The organism is Steroidobacter gossypii (assembly GCF_016801985.1).
Lineage (GTDB): Bacteria > Pseudomonadota > Gammaproteobacteria > Steroidobacterales > Steroidobacteraceae > Steroidobacter > Steroidobacter gossypii.
The window spans coordinates 134043-149848 of the sequence record NZ_JAEVLS010000004.1 but is presented as its reverse complement, the minus strand read 5'-3'; the positions used below and the strand labels follow the sequence as shown (position 1 = coordinate 149848).

Sequence of the window (15806 nt, the reverse complement as noted above, 5' to 3'; positions counted from 1 at the left end):
AGCAGGGCGTCTTGCCAACACATCGCGCTGGCGAATGTTGCTCACAAGCGTGAGAGTGAATATTGACATCGGTGCGACTTGGTGGCTCACTTGGGAGCATGGCTTGACCGGTCGTGGGTGCTTATTACTAACTCACGAGTGAATTAAAGAAGATCGAGCGGCGACCAACAGGGGGATGAGCATGAAACTCGCGTTATTCGGGGCTGCGGGCCTGGCACTGCTATTCGGTGTGACCGGCGCGGGCCCGGCCGGGGCGCAATCCGTGCCGGCAGGTGTCGATGAAGGAAGCACCCTGACCGAAATCGTGGTCACCGGCTCGCTCATCCGAGGCACCGCGGTGGACACCGCGCTGCCGGTCGAAGTGTATTCACAGGAAGACCTCGAACTGCGCGGCGCGCCCACCGCTCTCGAATTCGCCAAGAGTCTGACCATCGCCGGACCCACCACCGGCGAGTCCTACTATTTCGGCGGACCGACCCTGATCGGCTCGGTCAACTACAACCTGCGCGGGTTGGGCTCCGACAAGACGCTGATCCTGCTGAACGGCCGCCGCATGGACATCAACACAGCGAATATTCCGTCGCTGGCGCTGGCCCGCACCGAAATTCTCAAGGACGGCGCGGCGACGATCTATGGCGCCGACGCCATCGGCGGCGTGGTGAACTTCATCACTCGCGATCGGTTCGTCGGTCTCGATATGAGCGCGCAATACAAGTACATCGATGGCTCGGATGGCGACTATTCCGCGGGCGTCCTCGGCGGCATTGGCGAAGGGCGCGTGAATCTGATCGCATCGGTCGAGTACGAGCATCGTTCGCGACTGCATGCCCTGGAACGGGATTTCACTCGTGATTCGCTCGATCCCACCCGAGCCGGTTACAACCCCGCACCGTGGTCGACTCTGACCAACCTCGCGGGATGGGTGCCGCGTGGCGCACTGCCTGCGGTACCCACCGCCACCATCGATGGTGAATTCGGTGCGCCGGTGGGCGGCATCGTGTCCGACTTCACGCGCCAGTCATGCGAAGCGGTCGGCGGCCGATACGACAACAATTTCACCTGCGCCTACAACTACATCCCCTATTACAACCTGGTCGAAGACAACGACATCTGGCGCGGCTATCTGCAGCTCAATGCGGATGTATTGGACAACATGAAGTTTCATGCCGATGCCTCCTACGCTCGCGTGACTTCGCCGCAGGTCTTCGCATCGCCTGCACAGCCGATGGTGCGAGGCCCGGCGATGGCGACCGGCTCGACGTTTCAGATCTACGTGCCGATCGAGAATCCCTATGCGGCGGAGTTTGCAGCTCGCAACGGTATCGCCGGCGCGTCGGGCTTCACGCCTGTGACGTATCGACTGCTTGGTCACGGCGGCAACTTCGCTTTCGGCAACGGCAAGGGCTTCGGCGTGCCCGATCGCATCGATAACGAAATCTGGCGTCTGTCGGCCGGCGTCAATGGAACATTGGGCGACTGGGCGGGCGTAGCGAAGGATGTGGGTTACGACTTCGCGGTGACTTACAACCATTCGGATGCGTTCAACACTCACCCGGACACGATCGGCTATCGCCTGCAACAAGCGCTCAACGGATTCGGCGGACCGAACTGCCAGGCGGCCGATCTCGATCCCACGCGTTTCGGCACACAGAATCCCGCGGCGGCCGGACAGAACGGCTGCATGTGGTGGAATCCGTTCTCGACTTCGTTCGCAGGTCAGCCCATTCTCGGCTTGAGCAATCCGAACTATGTGGCGGGCGCGGAGAACTCACTGGAGCTGACGCGCTGGTTGTTCAATCCACGCGCCACCCGCACGATCAACGAAAACACCACCGTCGATCTGGTGTTCGACGGCATGAGTGGCGTGCATCTGCCGGGCGGCGAGATCGGCTGGGCATTGGGGGGACAGTACCGCGACGTGAAGAGTCGCGAGGACATCCCCGATCCGATCTATAACGGCAGTCTCGCGTGCGAATGGCCCAGCGAATTCACCAGCGGCAACGGCCCTGGATCGCCGAACCTGCCGGCCTCGCCGGTACCGACCACCGATCCGAACTTCCGTGGCTGTACGCCGGATGCCCCCGGACCCTTCGTGTTGTTTGCCCCGAAGATTCCAGTCTCGCTGGGACGCCATCAATACTCCGGGTTCGCCGAGTTGCGCCTGCCGGTGCTCTCGAACCTGGACTTCCAGGCGGCGGCACGTCACGAGGAATTCGAGGGTGGTCTCGGCGCCACCGTGTACAAGCTCGCGGGTAAATGGAATGTCTGGGGGCCGCTGTCGTTGCGCGGCTCGTATGGCACGAACTATCAAGCACCGCCGCTGAGCGCCGTGCCCGGCGCCGTTACCGTCGCTGCTCGCACTTATACGGCAGCCGCCGGCAACTGGTTGGGTGCGCAGTTCATCACCGATACGAATCTGAAGCCGGAAACGGCGACCGCCAGGAATTTCGGCGTGATCTGGCAGAGCGACGGTTTCGCAGCCGGTCACCAATTCCAGGCCATCGTCGATTACTTCGACATCCGCACCAAGGACAAGATCGATCAGGTCGCCGATCCCAACCAGATCGCGAGCCTGGTGTTCAACGGACCGGGCAACACGATCACGACCTGCGATCCGAGCGTGCAGCCGCTGTTGAATCGCGTGACCTTCAATAACGGATGCACCGTCGGCATGAGCGGCGTTGGCACGTTCTCGTCGATCTCCACGCGCTATGGCAATGGACCCGGCCAGACCACCAACGGCTTCGATTTCCAGAGCCGGTACGACCTGCCGGTCGGTCCCGGCGATCTGTCGCTCGGCCTGAATGCCACGATGATCACCGAGCTGAAGACCGGCCGCACGCTGCTCGACGGCGTGGTCGTTTCGACCGGCGATGACCGCTTGGGCAATCTGAACTTCGCCACTTTCGCGCAGGCCGCGCCCGAATGGCGGGCGAATTTCGATGCCAACTATCGGTTCGATCGTCACAACGTGCGAGCGGCCGTGAACTACGTGTCGGCCGTGCAGGACGAGCGTCCCGGCGTGCAGTATGGCGAGAACGGGGAGGACTTCATCACCGTCGATCTCACCTACCGTTTCGCGTTCAACGAGGGCCTCGCGCTCTCTGCAACCCTGGCGAATGCCTTCGACCGCCATCCGCCGCCAGCTCAGGAAGAGTTCGGCTACGATCCGTGGACTGCGAATCCGCTGGGCCGAACGGCCGAGATCGGCCTCAGGATGACGTTCTGATGGTGGAGCGGGGGGCGATTCTAGCTGTCTCGTTGCTCCTCGCTTCATGCGTGCAGCCGGGACCGACGGATTCGGCGGCAGCGCGGGGCGCGGCGGCAGCTGATGGAACAGCCGCCGCCGCGGCCACTCCCGCCAATCCATTGCGTAATGTCTATTTCGGCGATCTGCATCTACACACGCGCAATTCGTTCGATGCCTACGTATTCAATGTGCGAGCCAGTCCGGAAGACGCGTACGCCTATGCGAAAGGGCAGACGATCAAGCACGCCATGGGCTTCGATCTGCGCCTCAGCCACGCGCCGCTGGATTTCCTAGCGGTGACCGACCACGCCGAGTATCTCGGCGTGGTTCAGGCCATCGATACGCCAGGGACGACGTATTCCAAACTTCCATACGCGCGCGATCTGTTCTCGAACGAGCGCGCCGGCATCCTCGCCGCTTTCGCACGCTTCGCCGAGAGTTTGAGCAGCGGCAAGCGCTTGCCCGAACTTTCGGACCTGTCTGCAACTCGATCGGCATGGCAGGAAACCTTGCGCAGCGCCGAACGCAACAACGAGCCTGGCAAGTTCACGGCTTTCATCGGCTACGAGTTCACATCGATGCCGGAACTGCGCAACCTGCATCGCAACGTCATCTTCTCGAGCGATCGCGCGCCGGCGATGCCGTACTCGGCGCTCGAGTCGCAGAATCCAGAGGATCTATGGCGTTGGATGGAACAGCGGCGCGCCGAGGGCATGGAAGTGCTATCGATTCCTCACAACGGCAATGGTTCCGATGGGACCATGTTCGAGCGGACCCTGTGGAATGGCCAGCCGATCGATCGCGCCTACGCCGAGCTGCGTTCGCGCAACGAGCCGTTGGTCGAAATCACGCAGGCCAAGGGTCAATCCGAAACCATGCCGCTGCTGTCGCCGAACGACGAGCTCGCCGGGTTCGAGTTGATGACTTCGTACATCGGAGTGAGCAAGCAGATCACGAAGTTCGAGGGCGGCTACGCGCGCGACGCTCTGAAGCGCGGCATGGAGATCGAGCGTGAGATCGGCGCCAATCCCTACAAGCTGGGTTTTGTCGCGGGCAGCGACAGTCACAACTCTGCCGGCTCCTACGAAGAAGATCAGTACTTCTCGAAGGTCGGCGCGCTGGATGGATCGCCTGATCGTCGTGGCGCCGTTCCGCCGGCCGACTACAAGAGCTGGGATGAGTTCTATGCGGCGGGCAAGACTGTGCCGGTCAGTTCGACCTGGGGATCGGCGGGGCTCACCGGGATATGGGCGGAGCAGAACACGCGCGAGTCGCTGTTCGCGGCGCTCCGGCGAAAGGAAACATTTGCTACGACGGGCCCGCGCATTCGCGTGCGCCTGTTCGGTGGCTATGAGTTGGATGGAGTGAATCTCGCCACCGACGACGGGGTGCGTCGAGCCTACGAGAATGCAGTGCCAATGGGCGGAGATCTCGTCGGCAAGCCGGGTCACAAGCCCCAGTTCGTGGTGATTGCGATGCGCGATATCCATTCTGCGCCGCTTCAGCGCATCCAGATGGTCAAGGGTTGGCTCGACGCGAGTGGCAAAGCGCACGAGAAGGTCTTCGATGTGGTCTGTTCCGATGGAGGCAAGGTCGACGCCACAACGCAGCGCTGTCCTGACAACGGCGCGACGGTCGATCTGAACACGTGCGAGATCGCTCGCGACAAAGGCGCTGGCCAGCTGCACAGCGGCTGGAGCGATCCCGAGTTCGAACCGGGCCAGCAAGCGTTCTACTACGCCCGGGTGATCGAGAATCCAACATGTCGCTGGTCCACCTGGGATGCGGTCCGCGCCGGAGTCGCACCGAATCCCAGGCTCCCAAAGACGATCCAGGAACGTGCCTATACGTCGCCGATCTGGTTCGTACCGACCAAGCATGTCGACTGACGAGTTCAATGAGCGCGCCGAACGTGGCGCGAAGGCCATGTTGACGCGCGCCATGCGCGAGCCGCTGTTGCAGTTCCTCAGCATCGCCCTGGTCCTGTTTGTCGCAAACCAGTTGATACACGGGAGCAGCGTTCAGATCTCCACTGAGCTCATCACGATCTCGAGGGGGCGGGTGAATCAGCTGGCCGAGAGCTACCGCTTACTCACTGGACGATTGCCGAGCCGTGCGGAGTTGCAGGCGCTCGTGGACGATTTCGCGGACGAGGAAATCGCCTATCGCGAGGCCATCGCCATGGGGCTCGATGCCGATGACACGATTGTCCGTCGACGCATGCGGCAGAAGCTCGAGTTTCTAGCCGAGGAAGCCGAAGCCAGCGAGGAGCCCACGGACGAACAACTTGCGGGATGGCTGGCCGAGCACGCTGCGGACTATCGACTGCCAGAACGGATTTCGTTTCGACAGGTCATGGCGAGCGCCGATGTCCATGGCGCGCGCATGAACGAGGAGGCGGCAGCACTGCTGAAGCAGCTGCGGTCCGGCGCGGATGCGAGCAGGTTGGGCGATCCATCCATGTTGCCATCCACTTTGCCGTCGACGACGCACCAGGGCGTCACTGCGCTTTTCGGCGAGACGTTTGCCGATGCGATTTTCGCGCATACGGGGGAGGGTTGGTTTGGGCCGATCGTTACGCCGCTTGGCGCACACCTCATATCGGTATTGAAGCGAGAACCGGCGCGCACCATGGAGCTCGCAGAGATTCGCGGCAAATTGCGATCCGACTGGATCGAAGCGCGCCGTCGCGACCAGCGCGAGCAGTTCCTGGCCCGGCTGCGCCAACGGTACTCAGTGGCGGTCGAGTGGCCAGAAATGTACCTCGCTCAACCAGCGGCCAGCGACGTATCGAAGATCAGGCATCCCCTCGATACGATTCATACCAGCGGAGAGTAACGCGTGTTGATGCGGACGCTCGTTACGATTGCGATTGCGTTCGCGGTGCTCGTGACGACTTGTGCGCCGGCCTTGGCGCACGAGATTCGTCCCGCCTACCTGCAAATACGTGAAATCGAGTCGTCGACCTACGACGTGCTGTGGAAGACTCCGGCGCAAGGGGACATGCGCCTGGCGCTCAATGCCGTGATGCCCACATCGTGCCGGAATCTTGGTGTGACGCGCGGCACGCTCGTCAATGCCGCCGCCATCGAGCAACAGCGCATCGTTTGCGAAGGAGGGATTGCCGGCAGGCGCATCGTCTTCGAGAATCTCGCAACCACGCTGACCGATGTGATCGTGCGCTTCGAGCCGCTCTCAGGGGCACCCAGGTTGTTGCGAGTCACGGGTGCTACTCCTTTCGTCGAGATTCCCACGCAGCAGTCCGTGTTTGCAATCGCCGCCTCATATTTCAGTTTCGGCGTCGAGCACATTCTGCTGGGATTCGACCATCTGTTGTTCGTGCTCTGCCTCCTGATGCTCATCGACGAGCGCAAGAGCCTGCTGCTCGCCATCACTGCGTTCACGCTGGCGCATTCGCTCACGCTCGCAGGCACGACATTCGGCTGGCTGCGTTTCGCGAGCGCTCCGGTCGAAGCGAGCATCGCCTTGTCGATTGCCTTCCTGGCGGCTGAAATCGTCAAGCAGCGCGCGGGAAGAACGCGCTCGACACAGCTTCACCCGGAGATTGCAGCGTTCGGCTTCGGGCTGTTACACGGCTTCGGTTTTGCCTCGGCGTTGCAGGACATCGGCATGCCCGAGGACGCGCTTCCGTTGGCGCTTGTATCGTTCAACCTGGGCGTGGAAACAGGGCAGATCGTGTTCGTCACTGCCGTGCTGGCGCTGACGGGATTGTGGCAGAGGTACGTTCGGGCATTGCCGCTCTCCCTATATCGAGCGTCGGCTTACATGGCCGGGGTCACCGCGAGCTTCTGGTTCATCGAACGCAGCGTGCGGATCGTGCTTTGAGCGCCAGCCGGCTACTTCGCCTCCGAAAAGGTGATGCCCCCCCATCGACCACCTTCGTAGCGCCGCTCGTTTGCCGGCGCTCATGGATTGGGAAGACGCTTGGCCCACAGCAGTGCGCCCTGATGTTCGACGAACGCACCGGAAATGTTGCCGGCGTCGTCGCGAATAAATTCGACAGGCTCGCCAGAGTCGTGTCGCGAGAACATCGTGTCGCCCTCAGGCACGAGTTCGAGCATTTCGCCGCCGGGTGGCTCGGCGACGACCCTGTCACCTTGCACGCTGATGGTAACGATCGCGCCGGGGGACATTTCGTATTTTCCGGCGACGGCCTGCAGCGCACTTGGCGAAGCGACGCCGCTTTTCGTCGGCGCACGGCGCAGCGCCCATTGCGATGCGGTCTGTGGATCGCGAGCCTTGGTCCAGCGATCATCCGCGCTTCGCCACGAGGCATCGAACACCCCGACGGCGACGTTCGCATCGGCGACATTCGGCGTTCCAGGAGGAGGCCGGCGTCCGTCCTGGATGATCCAATCGAACATCGTCAGCGGATAGCCGAAGACTGTATGCACAAGCTGCGGCCTGAAGAAAAACATTCCGTCCGCCGATGTTGCCGCGATCACGTAAACATAGCGATCCGCGGCTAGCGGGCTGGGATAGATCGCTTGCAGCACCGAGTCCTGGACTGGCCACTTGCGGCCATCGACGACGATGCCATTGCGGGATGCCGAGAAGGGCAGCTTTTTCGCGATCCGTCGCGTGACCGCATTGGCGTCCGCCCCGCCGAGGAGAATCAGTGAATAGGCCTTCTCGTGTTCGGCCGTCACCTCGGTATCCTTCATCATCCGCAGCGGCTGATGTTGCCAGCTGTGCCACTGCCGCGAGAAGGCGTTGGCTCGAGCCTGGATCTGCTCGCGCATGCGTTCCTCCGGCGAGACAGTTCCTACGACCACCACAAACGGAGTGGCGAGCACCGCGGGCAGCGGACCTTCGAGGCCAGCACGTTTATGCAGGCCGGACGAAGCTCGGGTGCCCAGTTCGATGACGCCGCTGGGTTCGCGAGGCTGATGGGTCTGCCCATTCCACACAATCTGGACCTTGCCCATCGGGTCTCGCAGCGATGCGGGGAGATCGAGCGTGAGCGCCGCGACGTTCGATGAATCGATGCGTACCAGACCGGGCTCCAACACCTCCGCTGCAACACGTATGACTTCCGCCGGACGTTGAAAAGTACGGACGCGAATCCAATAGGCGGCCGCGCCGGCGAGATCAGTCGAGCGGATGCGAATGGTCCTCGGGGCAGCGATGCGCCGGTGCGTCAGCATCCAATCCGCGATGGCCGAGTGTTGCCCGAGATCTTCATGAGCCCAGCCCGGCATCTCGTGATAGCGGACGTTGTATCCCCAACGCTGCATCATGCGCGCGGCGTGACGCGAGTGTTCGACGTTCACCGCAGGATCTGCATCGCCATGGACGATCAGCAGCGGGACATGCAACAGGCTCTCGGCGTTTGCAAATGAGCTGCCCCTTTCCAGTGAGAACGCATCCAAGCTCGTCCGCGGCGGCGGTGCGGTGGACGGGCCGCTGATGTTGCTGATACGGAAGTCCCAACCGCCAAAGATGGGCGCGACAGCCGCGAACACATCCGGATGTCTGGTGGCAATTGCCCAGGTGCCGTGGCCGCCCATCGATTCGCCCATCAAATAGACGCGGTCGGCATCGACGGTGAAGCGGCGTTTTGCCTCGTCGAGACAGCGCATGACGTCGCGATCTCCGATCCCCAGATACTGCGCGTTGCCGCGGCCGTGAGGCTCGATCACGATGGTTGCTTTGGTTTCTGCGATCCGGTGATGTCGTTGCTCGATGCTCCACCAGTCGACGTACTCGGGATTGGCGGGATTGAAGCCATGTAACGTCACGATCAAGGGCCATGGCCTGGCGGCGGAATAGTCCGCGGGCAGGTACGCACGGCAGAACTGAGTCGAGCCGTCGATGGCGTCCTCATAGGCGATCCGAACGAAACCGCTGGGGCGCGCTCTTGCAATCCGGCCTTGCGCTTCGAGTTGCAGTTCCTCGAATTCCATCAATGCCGAATGGATCAGTGGCCAGGATGAACGCGAAGCCTTGTCGAGGGCTCCGCCGAGACGATCCTTTGCGAGCGCGGCGAGCATGCGCAGGGAATCGCCGGGCACATCGTCGCTGGCGGCGTCGGCAGCCGCGATCAGTCTATGCGCGGCGGCCATCGGATCGCCTTTGTACCAGGGAAGGTAGCGGACCTGCGTTTGCTGCCAGGCGTCTTGTGTCGAGATGCGAACCTCATAGGCTCCGTCGCGCCAGGCAGTGGCATCGAATCTGACGACTTCACCGCGCGCGCCGGACTGCCGCGCGACCACGTCGCCGCCTGCGGCGATGACCTGCACCACCACGGGCACGGCTTCTTGCTCGGTTTTGAAATGAGTTCTTACTGCGAGCGTGTCGTCCGGCGAGGGCAGCACGGAGGGCGTGACTTCATCGATCCTCCGTAACGCCGAGCCCGGAGGCACTGCGCGTACCGAGAACTGCGACGGGCCGACGCTGGCCTCGTGAAATCGCAGCAACACCAGGTTCTCACCGCGTGTCAGTTCGACTGGGATTCGGTCCTGGTCAGGTGAAAATGCCTCGGCACTTTGTCTGGTGTGAATCAACGTGCCGTTGAGCCATACGGAATACGGGCGGTCACTGCCGATCGAAAGTTCCGCCGGGCCGCCGTCCGTGCTCGACATCGACGCTGCCGCGAAGACGAAGCGATCGACCATTTCATCGCCGTACTCCACGGCACGCGGCGGACTGACGTTCAGATCAGTCACATCGGACCACGCCGTATGCGGCATCCAACGGACGCTCGGAGCTTGTGGCGTTAGGAGTTGTCGGGCCGCAGGTTTGAGTGCAGACGGGTCGACGCTCACCGAGAGTTGGACGTCGACGGGACCGGCGATGAGCCATTGGCGTTGAAAGCGTTCCGAGCCCCGAGCCCACAGGTCCCGCAGCGGCGGCTCGAAGGACGCTGGCGACGAAGTCTGGCTTCCCTGCGCGCCGCAGATCGCCGAGATATATAGCAAGCCGAGCGCCATCGCTCGAACCACCCGCATTCCACGTTGCATCGTCGAGCCTCCGAGGCGCTAATCAACCCAGCAAAAACGGCAGCAAGCGAGGGGCGGAGAAATCCGGCAACCAATGCTCACATTCCCCGCGCGGGCGACTGCCAACAGCGATGAACTGCCAGCCCAGCCGTTCGCTTGCTACCCGGTCTCACTCCCCATCACCGACACAAGTGGTGACCCGTGTGGCCGGCATTCGTGCGCGACACAGCTCCATGATGCGAATCCGCTGCATTGCTGTCGTCGGACGAGGCCATCGACACCCCCGTGACATCATAGCCTGCATGCTTCAGTTTCATGCCAGCAGTATGCTTCCAACTGCCGGTCGCGAGGCCAATGTGACGATCGGTGCTACGATTATCCCAACCGCATCTTGCGGACCTGCTGATTCTCATCATTTGAACAATGCGAGGTACAGTCCCATGAAGTTGCCGTTTCTTGCCGTGATGGCCTTGGCGTTCGGAATGGTCGCAACGTCGCGCGCCGATGAGGACACGTCTCGTGTGTTCGAAATTCGCACCTACACCACGGCCGAAGGCAAGCTGGAAGATCTGCATCGAAGATTTCGTGAGCACACCCTGAAGCTGTTCGAGCGCCACGGCATGGTCAATGTGGCCTACTGGACACCTCAAGATCCGGAGCGGGCGGGCAACACGCTCGTATATCTGCTGGCTCACAAGAGCCGCCAGGCCGCCGCGCAGAGCTGGGCTGCGTTCCTCGCCGATCCCGAATGGAAACAGGTCAGGGCGGCCTCGGAGGCGAACGGCAAGATCGTGCTCAAGGTGGAATCGACGTTCGTTCAGGCCACGGACTACTCGCCGATGAAGTAGCCGGTCGAGAGCCGCGCCGCCAGCCTCACTGGATGCCATCTATTTGTAGGAGTTTATTGCGAGAACCGTGGACGCCCGATAGAGTTGCCGCAGCGATTCGTCGGGATGAAAGCAGTGGCGCATAACAAGATGTACTTTGCGACCACACGAACTGCGGTTCGTGTGTTCGCATTGCTGGTTGCCTTGCTGATCTGTGTTTCTCTGGGGTCCCGCGCCTACGCGGCGAGCGAGAAGTACACGTTTGTGCTCGTTCACGGCGCCACGGCCGGTGGTTGGGAGTGGAAGAGCACAGGCAAGTTCCTCAGCGACGACGGTCACACCGTTTACCGAGCCACGCTCACGGGCCTCGGCGAGCGTGAGCACCTCAACAGTCCCGACATCGATCTGCAGACCCACATCGACGATGTGGTCAATCTGATTCTGTACGAGGACCTGCATGACATCGTGCTCACTGGCCATAGTTACGGGGGCATGGTGATCACCGGTGTGATGGATCGGATTCCCGAGCGGATTCGACACGTCGTGTTTCTCGACGCCGCCGTGCCCGATGACGGCATGTCGCTGTGGGATCTGTTTGGCGGCAGGCAGCAGGATCCCACTCGTTTCGTCGACGGTTTCATGCAAGTGCCTTGGGTCAAGCCCGGCACACCGCCGCCGCACAGCGTGAAGCACTCGATCAAGTGCTTCAACCAGCCGGTCTCTTACAAGAACCCTGCCGCCCTGGCGCTGCCAGTGACCTATGTGGCCTTCATTCCCAAGGACCAGTCTGCCGAGCAGCGAGCGAAGACGGACAAGAGCTGGCAGCGAGCCGTTGCCCGAGGCTGGACCATTCGCACTTTTCCGGGCAGGCACGTCGCTCAACAGGAGGATCCTCGGGGAGTGGCCACGCTGATCGAGCAGTCGGTGAACGATCGCAACCAGCCCTCGGGCAAAGCGGTCAAGTAACATCGCTCATGAAAGAACACGACTGCACAAGCTCGTCTCGCCGCCGCTTCCTCGCTCATGCGAGCCTCATAACCGGCTGGGCTGCAGTGGCGCCGACGCCGGTGTTCGGAATGTCCAAGCAGGCGGACGGGGCGGCTCCCAAGCTGCAAGCGTTCGATATGAGTGCTGTGGATCTGGCCGAGGGGCCGTTCCTGCATGCGCAACGCATGACGGAAGCTTATCTGCTGAAACTCCAGCCGGACCGGATGCTGCACAACTTCCGCGTGAATGCGGGATTAAAGCCGAAGGCGCCGGTTTACGGAGGCTGGGAGTCCGTGGACACCTGGGCGGACATCAATTGTCACGGCCATACTCTCGGCCATTATCTATCGGCGTGCGCGCTCGCGTATCGCTCGACAAATGATAAGCGCTTCAAACAACGCATCGAATACATTGCGGACGAGCTTGCGGCCTGCCAGAAGGCCTCGAGTAGTGGGCTGGTCTGTGCGTTCCCGAAAGGACCCGCGTTGGTCGAAGCGCATTTGCGTGGCGAGAAGATCACCGGCGTTCCGTGGTACACGTTACACAAGATCTTCGCCGGGCTTCGCGATGCGACGTTGATGGCCCACAGCGATACTTCACGCGCCGTACTGCTGAAGTTTGCGGATTGGACGGTCGATGCTACCCGGCCGCTCTCCGATGCGCAGTTCGAGACAATGCTCGACACCGAGCATGGCGGGATGAACGAAGTCTTCGCAGATCTCTACTCGCTGACCGGTAATGCCGATTACCGGCGGATGGCGCAGCGTTTTTCTCACAAGGCCCTGCTGGAGCCGCTCGCCAAGGGCCGGGATCACCTCGACGGTCTGCATGCCAACACTCAAGTCCCGAAGGTCGTCGGTTTTCAGCGCGTCTACGAGGTCACCGGGGATGCCAGGTACAACGACGCTGCGGAATTCTTCTGGAGAACAGTCGCTCTGACGCGCTCGTTCGCGACCGGAGGTCATGGCGACAACGAACACTTCTTCCCGATGGCGGACTTCGCCAGGCACGTCTTCTCCCCCAAGGCGTCCGAAACGTGCTGCCAGCACAACATGCTCAAGCTCACGCGAGCGCTGTTCATGCACGATCCGCAGGCGTGGTATGCCGACTACTACGAGCGCACGCTCTACAACGGCATCCTGGCATCGCAAGATCCGGACAGCGGGATGGCGACCTATTTTCAGGGCGCACGGCCGGGCTACATGAAGCTGTACCACACGCCGGAGGACTCGTTCTGGTGCTGCACCGGCACGGGCATGGAGAATCACGTGAAGTATCGTGATTCGATCTATTTCCACGACGTCAGCTCTCTCTATGTAAACCTGTTCATTCCATCCACCGTGCGTTGGCAAGAGCAGGGCGTGGTGCTGACACAGACAACGAATTTCCCGGAATCAGCCGGGACCCGGTTGAAGCTGCAGCTCGACCAGCCGGCGGAGTTCACGCTCAAACTGCGCCATCCGCGCTGGAGCAAGGCTGCCGTCGTGCTCGTCAACGGCAAAGATGCGGCGCGCTCGAGCACTCCGAGCAGCTATGTCGACGTATCGCGCCAGTGGCGCAGCGGCGATGAGATCGAACTGCAGCTCATCATGGAAGTCGCCACCGACTCGGCGCCGTCGGCCCCGGACATCGTCGCTTTCACCTATGGTCCGCTGGTTCTCGCGGCGGCACTGGGACGTGAGGGGCTGGGCGAGGGCTCGGACATCATCGTCAATGAACGGCGGATCGGGAAGTACAACGATTCACCGTTTACGCCACCACAGTTACGCGGTGATCCCGATACCGTCGCCCGGAGCATCCGTCGTGGTGACACAGCGAATGAATTCTTGCTCGTGTCGGCGGACCAGAAGACTGTGCGACTGATCCCTTACTACCGGATTGCGCACGAGCGCTACGCGACCTATTGGCAGATCGAACCGCCCGCAGGTTGATGTCCTCGAGGCCTAGACGAACTCCGGCCAGGCTGTAACCGTACCTCGATCAGGTATTTTCGCCGCACTGGTATCCACTTTTCGCGCTCGACTACCCTAGCACTACGGAGCGGAATGTCCGTGGAGCGGGAGTCAGTGACCCTGGAAGAAAAACAGGCATTCATAGCCGCCGTCGAGGCACAGCACGGTAGGCGGTTGCGGCGATTCCTATTGGCGCGAGTCCGGAGTGCAGCGGATGCGGCGGACCTGGTGCAGGAGGTGTTCCTGCGCCTGCTGAGGGTGGAAGACCACGAGAGTATCCGAATGCCGGAGGCCTATGTGTTCGCTCTGGCCAACCACGTGCTGTACCAGCATCGCCTTCGCCAGGCCAAGAGCAGCGCGCTCGACATTCTCGACGTGCTGGCCGAGGTGCAAACCGTCCCGGAAAACGACCCGGCCGCGCAGACCGAGACCCAGCAACGCGTGGAGGAATTGGAGCGAGCCCTGAAGGACCTCTCGCCCCGAGCGCAAGCGGCATTGGTGCTGCATCGTCGCGACGGGTTCTCCATCGAGGAAATCGCGGAGCAGTTCGGGGTGTCCCGGCCCATGGCCAAGAAGTATCTGGCCAAGGCGTTGCTGCATTGTCGGCAACGGTTGGAGCCAAAGGAGTGAGGGATCGGGTGTGAGTAAACGTATGAGCGCGGATTTCAACCAGCAGATCTACGAGGAGGCGTGCGATTGGTTCGTCGATATGCGCATGGGCGATGTCGATGCGGCCGGCAAACAGCGTTTCGATGCCTGGGTGCGCAAGTCCCCCGAGCATCTGCGCGCCTATCTGGAGGTCAGCGAAGTCTGGGATGACGCTCCGTTGGTCGACGCCTCGCGGCAGTCGAGCTCGGCGGACCTCGTCGAGCGGGCGCGGAAGGCCAGCGCCGACGTCATTTCCCTGACGAGTACCGGAGCAACTGCCGTCCGCTCACGCCCCGCGGCTCGCTCGCGCCTGCAACTGGCCGCCGCAGCGAGTGTTGCGTTCATCGCGATCGCAGTGGGTTCATTCATCGGATACGAGCGATGGCGTGAGCCCACATATACAACAGAGATCGGGGAGCAGCGCAGCCTGGTGCTGGCCGACGGCAGTCGCGTGCAACTGAACTCTCGCACCCGCCTGAAAGTGCGTTTCACGGAGCGCGCCCGAAATATCGAACTGCTGGAAGGGCAGGCGCTGTTCAATGTAGCCAAGAACCCCCAGCGCCCCTTTGTGGTGACCAGCGGAGATTTCTCCGTCCGCGCCGTCGGCACGGTATTCGACGTCGATCGCAAGCAAAGCGCCACAACGGTCACAGTGCTGGAAGGCAGAGTCGCGGTCAGCTCGCTGGCTGGCACGAGTCCCGAGATCTCCCCAGTGTCCGCCATCCAAGTCGCCCCGCCAGAGATCTTCGTGGATGCGGGCGAGCAGCTGAGGACAGATGACTCCAGCAGTTTTCAACCGGCGCCGGCCAACATTGCCGCGGCAACTGCATGGACACGAGGTTCGCTGGTGCTCTCCGGCTCGCGCCTCGCCGACGTCGTCGAGGAGTTCAATCGTCACAACGCACGCCAGCTGGTCATCGGCGATCCGTCACTGGCGGAGATGCGTATCAGCGGTGTGTATGCTTCCACCGATCCAACGTTGCTGCTGCAGTTCTTACGCGAGCAACCGGCGTTGAGAATCGAGGAGAGCGAGGCGACTGTCGTGATCGCCTTGCGCTGATCGGCTCGTGCGCAACAAATATCTCGAACGTTCCGGTATCCACTTTCCTGCCAGCGGCACCCTATGTCCCCTGTAACGCCATCGTCATGTCGGATGGCGGTCATCAAAAGCCTGGTCACA

Annotated in this window: 10 protein-coding genes; 9 read left to right on the top strand and 1 reads right to left on the bottom strand. The window is 61.9% G+C overall.

From position 1 onward, the window contains the following. Positions 1 to 181: 181 nt before the first annotated feature. From JM946_RS17850 to JM946_RS17835, 4 genes are read left to right on the top strand one after another with little or no spacing between them, the layout of a single operon-like run. Positions 182 to 3229 (top strand): TonB-dependent receptor domain-containing protein, encoded by a 3048-nt coding sequence (locus JM946_RS17850; protein WP_203168712.1) that lies wholly within the window; start codon positions 182 to 184, stop codon positions 3227 to 3229. 50 nt (positions 3230 to 3279) lie between these two features. Beyond that, positions 3280 to 5139 carry a DUF3604 domain-containing protein gene (locus tag JM946_RS17845; RefSeq protein WP_203168711.1) on the top strand — a complete coding sequence of 620 codons (1860 nt, stop codon included), beginning with the start codon at positions 3280 to 3282 and terminating at the stop codon, positions 5137 to 5139. Beyond that, complete coding sequence (locus JM946_RS17840; protein ID WP_203168710.1) at positions 5129 to 6088, top strand: peptidyl-prolyl cis-trans isomerase; 960 nt, start codon at positions 5129 to 5131, stop codon at positions 6086 to 6088. The genes JM946_RS17845 and JM946_RS17840 overlap by 11 nt, the downstream gene beginning before the upstream one ends. Before the next feature lie 9 nt (positions 6089 to 6097). After that, positions 6098 to 7096, top strand: coding sequence for a HupE/UreJ family protein (locus JM946_RS17835; protein ID WP_203168709.1), 999 nt, complete (start codon positions 6098 to 6100; stop codon positions 7094 to 7096). Between the two features lie 80 nt (positions 7097 to 7176). Here JM946_RS17835 and JM946_RS17830 read toward each other — a convergent pair whose 3' ends face one another. Next, on the bottom strand, positions 7177 to 10233 hold the full coding sequence (locus JM946_RS17830) for a prolyl oligopeptidase family serine peptidase (protein ID WP_203168708.1): 3057 nt from the start codon (positions 10231 to 10233) through the stop codon (positions 7177 to 7179). A 419-nt stretch (positions 10234 to 10652) separates the two neighbouring features. On the opposite strand from JM946_RS17830, the gene JM946_RS17825 reads away from it, so the two are divergent. The 5 genes from JM946_RS17825 to JM946_RS17805 all read left to right on the top strand — a co-directional run bounded on the left by JM946_RS17825 (position 10653) and on the right by JM946_RS17805 (position 15686). Next, positions 10653 to 11060, top strand: a complete 408-nt coding sequence (locus JM946_RS17825; protein WP_203168707.1) for an NIPSNAP family protein — start codon at positions 10653 to 10655, stop codon at positions 11058 to 11060. 105 nt (positions 11061 to 11165) lie between these two features. Beyond that, positions 11166 to 12005 carry an alpha/beta fold hydrolase gene (locus JM946_RS17820; protein WP_203168706.1) on the top strand — a complete coding sequence of 280 codons (840 nt, stop codon included), beginning with the start codon at positions 11166 to 11168 and terminating at the stop codon, positions 12003 to 12005. Positions 12006 to 12013: 8 nt separating this feature from the next. After that, the gene (locus tag JM946_RS17815; RefSeq protein ID WP_218042957.1) at positions 12014 to 13957 is read left to right on the top strand and encodes a glycoside hydrolase family 127 protein; all 1944 of its coding nucleotides are present in this window, start codon (positions 12014 to 12016) and stop codon (positions 13955 to 13957) included. A gap of 114 nt (positions 13958 to 14071) precedes the next feature. Then, positions 14072 to 14608 carry an RNA polymerase sigma factor gene (locus JM946_RS17810; RefSeq protein ID WP_218042956.1) on the top strand — a complete coding sequence of 179 codons (537 nt, stop codon included), beginning with the start codon at positions 14072 to 14074 and terminating at the stop codon, positions 14606 to 14608. Positions 14609 to 14618: 10 nt separating this feature from the next. Further along, the gene (locus JM946_RS17805; RefSeq protein ID WP_218042954.1) at positions 14619 to 15686 is read left to right on the top strand and encodes a FecR family protein; all 1068 of its coding nucleotides are present in this window, start codon (positions 14619 to 14621) and stop codon (positions 15684 to 15686) included. The last annotated feature ends 120 nt before the right edge of the window (positions 15687 to 15806 follow it).